The organism is Soehngenia sp. (genome assembly GCF_055108775.1).
The window spans coordinates 36,029-46,888 of record NZ_JBSQIL010000007.1 but is presented as its reverse complement, the minus strand read 5'-3'; the positions used below and the strand labels follow the sequence as shown (position 1 = coordinate 46,888).

The window sequence follows — 10,860 nt, the reverse complement described above, 5'->3', positions numbered from 1 at the left end:
TTTATCATCTCAAGTATCATCATGAAGATGAAATTAATTCTAATTTAATACAATTTTGTAAAACATTGTGCTATTTTTTCATGTTTAGTTTACAGAGTCTCCTTATACGTTTTGTAAACTTAAATGAAAATTGAGGACTCCAAACTCTCTATGTATAATGTTTTCGCTATGAATGTATAACTCTGGATTCCGAACGCCAATAATTTATATTTTTAAATTATATAGCGCATTCATATTCTTTACAAATTTAACAATAACCATATTCCCCTAATAGATTTTTACTAGAAATAGATTTATTAGAATATTCAGTAAAAACCTTAACATAGGTATATCATAGTAAATTTGATATGTCAATTTTTTGTAAATAATAATACAGTATAAATTGTTTTTAAAAGAATGATTAATTAATGCTATCTTATCCATATACAAATAGACAGTTTTATTAAAATTGTTTATACTAAAGTAGATAATAATTAAATTTGGTGGTGGTTGAAATGGATCGTGCAACAATCCAAAGAGATAATATATTAAAAAATTCATATAGATTATTTAAAGAAAAGGGTTTTAAAAATACCACTACTAGAGAGATTGCAAATCAATCTCAAATTAATAAAGGTCTTTTGCATTATTATTACAATCAAAAAGAAGACATTGTAATAGAAATGTATGAAGATATTTTAGATGCATTATATAACTATGTTGAAAAAAACTATAAAGATATAGTAAAAGGCTACACTTATTTAGCACTCTTAAATATACTCTTTTACAAGGTTATGACATCAACTAATGAGAGTTTGAATTTTTTGTCAGAAATGATATCTAGTAGAGAATTAACAAAAGTAAAAATCGAAAAGTATATTGATTCTTATTATAAAATAATCGAAAATGATGATATCCCTATAACAAAATATCAGATGTTGCTAGCTTTGACTGTCGCAGTTGGAGCAGAATCTGAGTTGCTCCTAAGCATAAGAGAAGGAAAAATTAAAATGACTTATGATAAATTAGCGACGACTGTAAATAAAATTATGTTCACTATGCTAAAAGTACGAGAAAAAGATATCAAAAAAATTAATGATAAAGCTAAAGAGATAGCTGATACTGTTGAATTAAAAGAAATTACATCATTTTTGATAGAAAGCTGTAAATGGGCAAGGGACTGACCTTGCTTTTTTTTTGAATTATTTTTAGGCTTGCCCAAATTTATGATTGATAAAGTTCTATTGTAGTAGTATAATAAAGTTAACAGATTAGGCGTGACCAATTTTAAGTATTAAAACCTGAAAGGAGAGATAAAAAATGCTCTATGGATATGCAGGGAAAATGTTATTTATTGACCTATCGACCGGAGATATCGAGGAAAAGGAAACTCCAAAGGAACTCGCAGAAAACTTTATTGGCGGATATGGATTTGGAGCAAAGATACTCTATGATATGATGAAACCAGGCACTGACCCACTAGGTCCCGACAGTGTAATAGGTTTTATCACTGGACCTACAAGTGCAACAAAAGCTTGGTTTGGCGGCAGATACACAGTAGTAAATAAATCCCCTATAACAGGAGGATGGAATGATGCAAATTCAGGTGGTTTCTTTGGTCCAGAGCTAAAAAAAGCAGGATATGACGCTCTCTTTATCAAAGGAATATCTCCAAAGCCTGTATACATCTACATCAATAATGGAAAAGTTGAGATAAGAGATGCATCTCATCTATGGGGTATGGATGCAAAAGAAGTTTGGGAAGCATTAAAAGAAGAAACAGGAGAGCCAAGAATAAGAGTAAGTGCAATTGGCCCTGCTGGTGAAAGAGTTTCACTGATTTCATGTCCTATTAACGATGGGCACCGTGCTCCTGCAAGAGGTGGTACAGGACCAATAATGGGTTCTAAAAAATTAAAAGCAATAGCTGTTAGAGGAACTCAAGATATCCCAGTAGCTCACCCAGATAAAGTATTGGAAATCAACAAAAAAGTAACTGAGGCAATGAAAAACAGTCAAATGGCTCAAGCATTTGGCACTTATGGAACAGGTGTAGGTACTCCTGCTTCTGCACTAAGTGGAGATTCTCCTGTTAAAAACTGGGCTGGTGTAGGTGTGATTGACTTTGGAGAAGAAAAGGCAGAAAAATTAGGTTCAATTGCTCTTGATCGCTACAAAACAAAGAAATATAACTGTGCTAGTTGTCCACTTGGATGTGGTGCAGAATATGAAGTAAATGATGGAAGATGGCCTTTAGGACCAACTGAAAGACCTGAATACGAAACAGCAGCTGCCTTTGGAAGCACCCTATTATGTGGTGATCCTGATGTTATACTAAAATGCAATGAAATCTGCAACAGATATGGATTTGACACGATTTCTGCAGGTATGACTATCGCATGGGCAATGGAATGCTATGAAAGAGGTATACTATCAAAAGAGGACTTAGATGGCATTGAATTGACATGGGGAAATGGAGAGGCAATAGTAAAAATAATGGAGAAAATGGCTAATGGTGATGGTTGTGGTATGGTATTGTCTCACGGATCCCAATATGCTGCAAATTACTGGAACAAGGGAAAAGAATATTTGCAAACTGCTTCAGGTATTGAACTTCCAATGCATGACCCTAGACACTCACCTGGTTTAGCTAGAACATATAAATATGACCCAACCCCAGGTAGACATGTAAAAGGTGGTATTGGTTCAGCTCAAATGCTAGAGCCTATCAAAGAAGAAAATTTCATCTTTGAAGGCACTGGTCCAATGGATTTAGGTATGACATTGTTTACAGAAGTATTAAATGCATCTAGTATGTGCTATTTTTCTATACTATGTGCACCTCAGGAGGCAGTTTACGAGTACATTGCTGCTACAACAGGTATGAACTTTGATCAGCAAGCAGCATTCAATGCAGGACTTAGAATATTCATGATGAGATATGCATTTAATTTAAGAGAAGGTATAAAACCAAAAGATATGACTATTTCAAAAAGAGCAATCGGAGATCCTCCACTTGAGGCTGGCCCATTAAAAGGATATAGTGTAGATGTTGATAAGTTAGGTCGAAACTTCTTCAAAGAAGCAGGAATCGATTTTGATACTGGTTTACCAGATAAAGCTGTCTTAGAAAGACTTGGGCATTTAGACGAAGTAATAAAAGATATTTATGGAGAAGATAAATAGATGATAGTAAAACTAAAATATATGGGTGTAATTCATGATAATATGCCTGATATGTTAGAGTTAGAAGAAGGTTCAGATCTAAATCAACTTAAGTCCACTCTAATAGAACTTTCTAGTGAAGATTTGAAACCGATTATTCAAAATGCTACATTTATAGTGAATGACTCAAGTGCAAAGGATGACACAATTTTAAACGAAAATGATAAAATAATAGTGTTGACTCCATTAGGTGGAGGCTAAAAAATATATAAGCTCATCGTAAGATGAGCTTATATATGATTTAATAGGGGTGTATTTATGGAAAGATACCTTAGAAATATGCAAATGCTATCACTGGAAGAGAATGAAAGCTTGAGTAAATATAAAGTCTGTGTAATTGGTTGTGGTGGTTTAGGCGGTTATATAATAGAAATGCTAGCTCGCCTTGGTATAGGTACAATAAGTGCTGTAGATGGTGAAACCTTTGAAGAAACAAACCTAAACAGACAACTTTTTTCAAAAATGAATAATTTAGGACAAAATAAAGCTCTAGCAGCTAAACTCAGAGTAAATGAAATAAACCCTTTAGTCAAAGTGAATAGCATTAGTACAAATATCACAGAAGATAATTATAAAGATATCTTAAAAGGACATGATGTGGTTGTTGATGCAGTTGATGACATAAAGACGAGGTTTTTAATACAAGATTTTGCAAGAGAATTAAATATTCCTATGGTACATGGAGCTATATCTGGCTGGTATGGACAAGTTTCAACTATTATGCCAAATGACAATACTTTAAATCTAATCTACAAAAGAGCTGAAAGTGTAGAAAACAAGTTAGGTAACCCTTCATTTACCCCAGCTTTGATTGCAGCAATTGAGGTGAGTGAAGTTTTAAAGATATTGATAAAAAGAGGTGAATTGCTTAGGCATAAGCTCCTATTAATCGACACTTATACTCAATCCTACACTGTTGTTGATTTAAGAAACAATAAATAATTATTGTATTATATTGTCAAAATTTGTGTACACATTTAATCTTTTACCTCTCACAAAACCGACTAATGTTATATTTAAAGCTTTAGCCAATTCTATAGAATAAGATGTAGGAGCTGAATGAGATATGACAGCAGGAATACCTCTCTTAGAGGTCTTTGAGATTATTTCATGAGAAATTCTTCCAGATGTTAAGATGATTTTATCGCTGTAGTCTAATTTCTCCATGTCAGCTCTGCCAAGCACTTTGTCTATAGCATTGTGCCTGCCGATGTCTTCATAGAAGTATAAAATATTGGTATGATTTGCTAATGCTGCAGAATGAACACCGCCAGTTTCTATAAAAAGCTTGGAATTTTTATTGAATTTTTCCATTAGTGTTAGCAATTCTATATCTTTAATCGTAAAATCAGTTGTTATTTTTTTGCTCTTTATAGAGTCAATAACATTGTAAAATATGGGGGCATTTCCGCAGCCTGAGCTAATCAACCTCTTATTTAAAAGAGATTGTTTTAATGCCTTGTCTTCATAAGTTATCGCTCTAGCCTCAAGAGTTGTTTCGTAGATTTTTAAGTCTTTTATTTCATCTACTGTGTTTATTATCCCTTCAGAAATTAAAAACCCAACCGTAAGCTCATATAGCGACTCTGGTGTGATCATCAAAGTCGCTATTTCTATGTCATTTAGAAAAATTGTAAAGGGTTTTTCGACAGCTACAAAGTCATCTTCTTCTGAAATATTTTTGCCGTTCACTTTAATTATTTTTACTCTTTGCTTTGTTTTAAAGTCATCGCGATCTAAAGCTTTCATATACTTCTAAATCCTCTCTAGTATTCAAGTTTAAAAACATACTCCAATCAGGACTGAAACTAAGTGCTTTTCTATATGAGATATAGCTGGTTTTAACTTTCTCTAAAAGAGACTTTACATCTCTTTTTTCCTCCATTAAATGTCTTTCTATATCATCTACTAAGTCTTTAGAATAAAAAGCATTAAAAGGCTCAATGCCAACTAAAGCTCTTGTGACTATTGCTAAATTGCTTTCCCTATCTAGAATTTCCATCATATGTTTAATATAACCGAGATTCACTATCGGCATGTCACAAGCTATACAGTATACATATTTAGACCTAGCAGTTTTTAAACCAATGTAGATTCCTGACAGAGGACCCTTATCTTTTATTTCATCGCTTACAATCTTTAGATTCTCTTTATCATATAAATCCTGTTTGTTTGTTACAATGATGAACTCATCAAATATTGGGCTAAGTTTTTCTATGAGTGATTCTATATTTGATTTATTCTCTAGCTTTAAGAATTGTTTGTCAAAGCCCATTCTCGAGCTTTTACCACCTGCTAAAATCATTGCAGATCCAAATTTATTTACATTATTCTCTAGCACACTCACTCGCCCTTCCTGTCAAAATCTCCAGTCCATGTGGCAAAGCACTCAAAATAACATCTAATGATTCTTCAACAGCTTTTGGACTTCCCGGTAGATTTATTATCAAAGTTTCATTTCTTATTCCGCTTACAGCCCGTGATAGCATTGCATGTGGAGTCTTTTCAAGGCTTTTATTTAAAATAGCATAGCTTATTCCCATAGCCAGTCTATCCACCACTTCTAAAGTGGCTTCTGGTGTTATATCTCTTTTGCTAAATCCAGTGCCACCAGTGGTTAATATCAAATCTACTTTGAGTTCATCAGCCATATACAATAGTTCAGCTTTTATGTCTTCCTTGTCATCTTGGACAATAACAGTCCTCACTACTTCATATCCATTTTTCTCCATTATTTCCTTTATGAGTTTGCCTGATAAATCTTCTCTTAAACCTTTTGAACCTTTGTCGCTGGCTGTCAATATCCCTACTTTAAACATAGTCCTCCTCCTCTAACTTTTCTATGCTTACAGCAGATACTTTTAGCTCTGGTATTTTTGCTATCTCATCTAAAAAAGTATTGGTCAAGTAATTAGCTTGTCCATCTGTGAAATGAAATGGCATAAATAAAACATCTCTGTCTATCGTATCCACAACTTTTGCCCTCGTTATGATCTCGCCTCTTCTCGATTTAACTCTTACTTTATCCCCGTTTTGTATGGTCAATCTGTTGGCAGTTTCTTCGTTTATTTCTATATATGAACTTCCTGCTATCTCATTTAGTCCTTCTTCCTTACCAGTCATAGTCCTAGTGTGATAATGATAAAGAATTCTACCAGTAGTCAAAATAAACGGATATTCATCATCTGGAGTTTCTCTGCTTTGAACATATTCAACAGGCATAAACAAACCCTTGCCTCTTGAAATTTTGTCTTTGTGCAAGAATTTTGTTCCTATATCATTTAAATCCTTGCATGGCCATTGTATGCCATTTGCCTCTATCTTTTCATAGTTGATTCCACTGTACTGAGGAGTTAGCAAACTTATTTCTTCCATTATCTCTTTAGGATGAGAATATTCCTTTTCATAGCCTAAAGTGTTCATTATCTCCATGATTATTTGCCAGTCTGGCTTTGCAAGTCCATTTTCTTTTACCGCTTTTCTTACTCTTTGAACTCTTCTTTCAGTATTAGTAAAAGTGCCGTCTTTCTGTGCAAAAGAAACCGCTGGCAGCACTAAATCTGCATATTCGCAAGTTTCAGTAAAAAATATATCTTGAACGATCAAAAAGTCAACTTTTTTTAGCGCACTGATCACATGATTTGTGTCAGGGTCGGATACAACTGGATTTTCTCCCATGATGTATAAAAATTTTATTTTTTCTTCCTCTATAAGTTTGAACATCTCTGTGATGGTTGCACCGACTCTATCAGAAAGTTTTGTGTTCCATGCTCTTTCGAATTTTTCGAGACTTTCTCTATGAAAAATCTTCTGATATCCTGTCAAATCTGCAGGTGTTGCCCCCATATCACTTGCACCTTGAACATTGTTCTGCCCTCTCAATGGGTTTATTCCAGCATTTTCCTTACCAACATTTCCACATAAAAGCGCTAAATTAGACAAACTCATCACTGCATGTGTTCCAGTAGTATGCTGAGTAACCCCCATAGTATAGTAAATCCCTGCATTTGGAGAATTTGCATAGATTAAAGCAGCTTTTATTATCAAGTCTTTATCGACTCCACAAATCTCAGCACTTTTTTCAGGTGGATAGTTTTTAACAAGTCTTACTAATTCATCGAAATTCTCACAATTTTTCTTAATATATTCTTCATCATAGAGTTTGTTTTCTATGATGACATTCATCATACCATTTATTAGGGCTATATTTGTGCCAGGTTTAAGCTGAATATGGACATCTGCAAATTTTGAAAGCTCAATCTTCCTTGGATCTGCGACAATCAATTTCGCTCCCTTTTTAACTGCTTGTTTTATAAAAGCACCTATGACAGGGTGCGTTTCAGTAGTATTTGAACCTATCACAAATATCGTATCATTGTTCTTTATCTCTGCGATGCTATTTGTCATAGCACCTGTTCCTAGTGTAGTTGCAAGCCCTGCAACTGTTGAAGAATGTCAGAGCCTTGCGCAGTGGTCTATATTATTCGTCTTTAGTACAGCTCTGAAAAGCTTTTGAAATAAGTAATTCTCTTCATTTGTACATCTTGCTGATGCAAGTCCAGCGAAAGAATCAGGCCCACTTTCTTCCATATAAGCTTCTACTTTTTCTTTGATTATTTCATATGCTCTATCCCACGATATTTCTTTAAATTCCCCATTCTCTTTTAGCAATGGTGTATTTAATCTATCTGGATGATTTATGAAATTGAATGAAAACTTTCCTTTAACACACAATAACCCCTCATTAACAGCATCTTTTACAGGTTCTACCCCTACTACTTTATCTTCTTTGACGAGTAGATTTATCTGGCAACCTACTCCACAAAATGTGCAAGTAGTCTTAACTTTTTTTACTTCCCATGTTCTAAACTTCTCTTTAGATTTTGGCAACAATGCTCCAGTGGGACATACTGAAACGCAATTTCCACATGATACGCAGTTTGAATTGATCAACCCATCATTAAATGGAGTCCCGATTATCGTATCAAACCCTCGATTTACAAAATCTATTGCCCCTGTAACTTGAAGCCTTGAACAAACTCTAACACAAAGGCCACATAAGATGCATTTTTGAGCGTCATATATGTAAAATGGATTTGTGTCGTCTATATATCTTTCTCTTATTTTCCCGCGATGAGTCCTAAATTTAACATCGTATTCATAGGCATAATCTTGAAGCAAGCAATCTCCTGCTTTTTCACAAGTTAGGCAGTCATTTGGGTGATTGTCAAGAAGTAACCTTAATATATCTTTTCTAGCTTCTATCACTCTATCAGTCTTAGTATGTACAACCATTCCCTCTTTTACTTTAGTTGAACAAGAAGTTTGAAGCTTTTTATTACCTTCAATTTCTACAATGCACATTCTGCATGCACCAAATATATCAAGCCTTTCATCATAGCAGAGCTTTGGTATTTCTATGCCAGCTAATTCTGCCGCTTGTATGACAGTTAATGAACTGTCGACCTCAATTTCTTTATTATCTATAGTAAGCTTTACTGTTTTCATAATTCCCTCCTAGTAAATCTCTACTGCTTTTACTGGCTTTACTGGACAAACCTCGTAGCAACTTCCACATTTGATACATTTTTCATTATCTATGCTATATTTTTTCTTAAGTTCACCATCAATCGCATCTACTGGGCAATTTTTTTTGCATATAGAGCAACCTATGCATCTATCTGATATAGTGTAAGTTATCAAAGCTTTGCAGCTCTTTGCAGGACATTTTTTATCAACTATATGTGCAAGATATTCATCTTTATAGTATTTTAAAGTAGTTACAACTGGATTTGGAGCTGTTTGCCCTAGCCCACATAAAGACGTATTGCTCACCACATGTGAAAGTTTTTCTAGTTCTTCTAAATCGTTCATTTCAGCTTTGCCTTCAGTTATCAGCTCTAATATTTCATACATCCTTCGAGTGCCCTCTCTACAAGGAATGCACTTTCCACATGATTCATCTACACTAAACTCCAAAAAATATTTAGCTATGTCTATCATACAGGTGTTTTCATCCATGACAACCATGCCACCAGAACCCATGATAGATCCAATGCTATCTAATGATTCAAAATCAACCGAAACATCTAAATACTCCTTGGGTATGCAACCTCCTGATGGTCCGCCTGTCTGCACAGCCTTGTACTCTTTGTTGTTCTGGCATCCACCGCCTATGTCAAACACTATATCTCTCAATTTAGTCCCCATAGGCACTTCAACCAATCCTGCATTTTCTATTTTACCCACTAGAGAAAACACTTTTGTTCCTGGAGATTTCTCTGTTCCTATGCTTCTAAACCATTCTGCACCATTTAATATAATCGGTGCTACATTTGCAAAAGTCTCAACATTGTTTATAATTGTAGGTTTTCCCCACAACCCTACATGAGCAGTCCTCTGTAATTTAGGTCTGGGCATCCCCCTATGGCCTTCAATAGACTCTATAAGAGCTGTTCCTTCTCCACAAACAAATGCACCTGAACCAAGCCTTAGTTCAATGTCAAAATTAAATCCCGTTCCAAATATATCTTCACCTAAAAGACCCTTTTCTTTAGCTTGAGCTATAGCATGTCTCAAAGTCTTTACTGCTTGAGGATACTCGGCTCTTACATATATAAAGCCTTTGTTAGCTCCTATTGCATAGCCACCTATTGCCATGCCTTCCAATACGCTGTGTGGGTCTTTTTCCAAAATAGATCTATCCATAAACGCCCCGGGATCTCCCTCATCAGCATTGCAAATTATGTATTTTTGATCTGCATCAAACGAAAAAGCCTCTTCCCATTTCTTTCCTGTTGGAAATCCAGCTCCTCCTCTTCCTCGAAGTAGAGAATTTTTCATAATATCAACCACTTCTCTTTGAGAAAGGTCATTTAAAGCTTTGTATAAGGCAAAATAACCATCAAATGCTATGTATTCTTCTATATCAAAGGGGTTTATGATGTCACAATTTCTAAGTGCAATGCGAAGTTGATTTTTGTAATAATCTCCCTTTAATACAACTCTTTCTGCTCTTATTTCAACAACATCATCTCTAATAAGTTTTTCTACAATCTCAGGCTTTTTCTCATTTCTAATGTTTAAAAGTCTATCTCTATCCATAAAACACCTCTATCTATAATTATCGAGTATTTTCTTAACATCTTTCTTTTTTACTAAAGGAAATATGTCTGAATTAATCATAACCACAGGTGCCTTTGAACAATCTCCCAGGCATCTTGCCTGACCAATCGAAAATTTTAAATCACTTGTAGTTTCTCCTTGTTTTATGCCTAGCTCTTTTTCAAATTCCTCCAATATGCTTTGTGCACCTTTCACATAGCAAGCAGTGCCTAGGCATACGTTTATTTGATTTTCACCCTTTGGTATAAATGAGAATTGAGAATAAAAGGTTGCCACACCATATATCTCTGCTAAGGGTATGTTTAACTCATCGCTAATTAGTTTTAAAACTTCCTTCGGAAGATAGTTGAAAAGCTCTTGTGCTTTCTGAAGTGCCGGCATAAGTGCACCATTGTTTTTTTTAATTTCCGATAGAAAAGCTTTAAATTCTTTTAATAAAACTTCATTTTTCTCTAAATCGAATTTATATTCCATTGCACCCACCTAAATTTGCTAATATTTTAAATTTACACTATAATAATTTTTGATACT

The 10,860-nt window shown here is 34.4% G+C and carries 10 protein-coding genes; 4 read left to right on the top strand and 6 right to left on the bottom strand.

The genetic code is table 11. The annotated features are described in order from the left end of the window. The first annotated feature begins 494 nt into the window (after nucleotides 1–494). The 4 genes from ACTB1H_RS02090 (at nucleotide 495) to ACTB1H_RS02075 (ending at nucleotide 4,146) form a co-directional block, all read left to right on the top strand. Nucleotides 495–1,163, top strand: coding sequence for a TetR/AcrR family transcriptional regulator (locus tag ACTB1H_RS02090; RefSeq protein ID WP_463261183.1), 669 nt, complete (start codon nucleotides 495–497; stop codon nucleotides 1,161–1,163). Nucleotides 1,164–1,299: 136 nt separating this feature from the next. Beyond that, complete coding sequence (locus ACTB1H_RS02085) at nucleotides 1,300–3,165, top strand: aldehyde ferredoxin oxidoreductase family protein (RefSeq protein WP_463261182.1); 1,866 nt, start codon at nucleotides 1,300–1,302, stop codon at nucleotides 3,163–3,165. Next, nucleotides 3,166–3,405, top strand: a complete 240-nt coding sequence (locus ACTB1H_RS02080; protein WP_463261181.1) for a MoaD/ThiS family protein — start codon at nucleotides 3,166–3,168, stop codon at nucleotides 3,403–3,405. It begins immediately after the preceding gene. A gap of 57 nt (nucleotides 3,406–3,462) precedes the next feature. Further along, nucleotides 3,463–4,146: a HesA/MoeB/ThiF family protein gene (locus ACTB1H_RS02075; RefSeq protein WP_463261180.1), complete on the top strand. Its 684-nt coding sequence runs from the start codon at nucleotides 3,463–3,465 to the stop codon at nucleotides 4,144–4,146. On the opposite strand, the gene fdhD is transcribed toward ACTB1H_RS02075, so the two are convergent. From fdhD to ACTB1H_RS02045, 6 genes are read right to left on the bottom strand one after another with little or no spacing between them, the layout of a single operon-like run. Next, complete coding sequence (fdhD, locus tag ACTB1H_RS02070) at nucleotides 4,147–4,953, bottom strand: formate dehydrogenase accessory sulfurtransferase FdhD (protein WP_463261179.1); 807 nt, start codon at nucleotides 4,951–4,953, stop codon at nucleotides 4,147–4,149. It abuts the gene before it with no gap. After that, nucleotides 4,931–5,551 (bottom strand): molybdenum cofactor guanylyltransferase, encoded by a 621-nt coding sequence (mobA, locus tag ACTB1H_RS02065; RefSeq protein ID WP_463261178.1) that lies wholly within the window; start codon nucleotides 5,549–5,551, stop codon nucleotides 4,931–4,933. Before mobA ends, fdhD begins: the two co-directional genes overlap by 23 nt. After that, on the bottom strand, nucleotides 5,532–6,023 hold the full coding sequence (locus tag ACTB1H_RS02060; protein WP_463261177.1) for a MogA/MoaB family molybdenum cofactor biosynthesis protein: 492 nt from the start codon (nucleotides 6,021–6,023) through the stop codon (nucleotides 5,532–5,534). Before ACTB1H_RS02060 ends, mobA begins: the two co-directional genes overlap by 20 nt. Beyond that, nucleotides 6,016–8,712 (bottom strand): formate dehydrogenase subunit alpha, encoded by a 2,697-nt coding sequence (gene fdhF, locus ACTB1H_RS02055; RefSeq protein WP_463261176.1) that lies wholly within the window; start codon nucleotides 8,710–8,712, stop codon nucleotides 6,016–6,018. Before fdhF ends, ACTB1H_RS02060 begins: the two co-directional genes overlap by 8 nt. Before the next feature lie 9 nt (nucleotides 8,713–8,721). Beyond that, complete coding sequence (locus ACTB1H_RS02050; protein ID WP_463261175.1) at nucleotides 8,722–10,308, bottom strand: NADH-ubiquinone oxidoreductase-F iron-sulfur binding region domain-containing protein; 1,587 nt, start codon at nucleotides 10,306–10,308, stop codon at nucleotides 8,722–8,724. A 9-nt stretch (nucleotides 10,309–10,317) separates the two neighbouring features. Further along, a complete protein-coding gene (locus tag ACTB1H_RS02045; protein ID WP_463261174.1) occupies nucleotides 10,318–10,803 on the bottom strand; it encodes an NADH-quinone oxidoreductase subunit NuoE family protein in 486 nt (161 codons plus the stop codon). Between the last annotated feature and the right edge of the window lie 57 nt (nucleotides 10,804–10,860).

What these genes read in the sequence shown, in the direction of transcription:
- ACTB1H_RS02090 (WP_463261183.1), top strand. Translation starts at nt 495, where the DNA reads ATGGATCGTGCAACAATCCAAAGAGATAATATATTAAAAAATTCATAT.
- ACTB1H_RS02085 (WP_463261182.1), top strand. Translation starts at nt 1,300, where the DNA reads ATGCTCTATGGATATGCAGGGAAAATGTTATTTATTGACCTATCGACC.
- ACTB1H_RS02080 (WP_463261181.1), top strand. Translation starts at nt 3,166, where the DNA reads ATGATAGTAAAACTAAAATATATGGGTGTAATTCATGATAATATGCCT.
- ACTB1H_RS02075 (WP_463261180.1), top strand. Translation starts at nt 3,463, where the DNA reads ATGGAAAGATACCTTAGAAATATGCAAATGCTATCACTGGAAGAGAAT.
- fdhD (WP_463261179.1), bottom strand. Translation starts at nt 4,953, where the DNA reads ATGAAAGCTTTAGATCGCGATGACTTTAAAACAAAGCAAAGAGTAAAA.
- ACTB1H_RS02060 (WP_463261177.1), bottom strand. Translation starts at nt 6,023, where the DNA reads ATGTTTAAAGTAGGGATATTGACAGCCAGCGACAAAGGTTCAAAAGGT.
- ACTB1H_RS02050 (WP_463261175.1), bottom strand. Translation starts at nt 10,308, where the DNA reads ATGGATAGAGATAGACTTTTAAACATTAGAAATGAGAAAAAGCCTGAG.
- ACTB1H_RS02045 (WP_463261174.1), bottom strand. Translation starts at nt 10,803, where the DNA reads ATGGAATATAAATTCGATTTAGAGAAAAATGAAGTTTTATTAAAAGAA.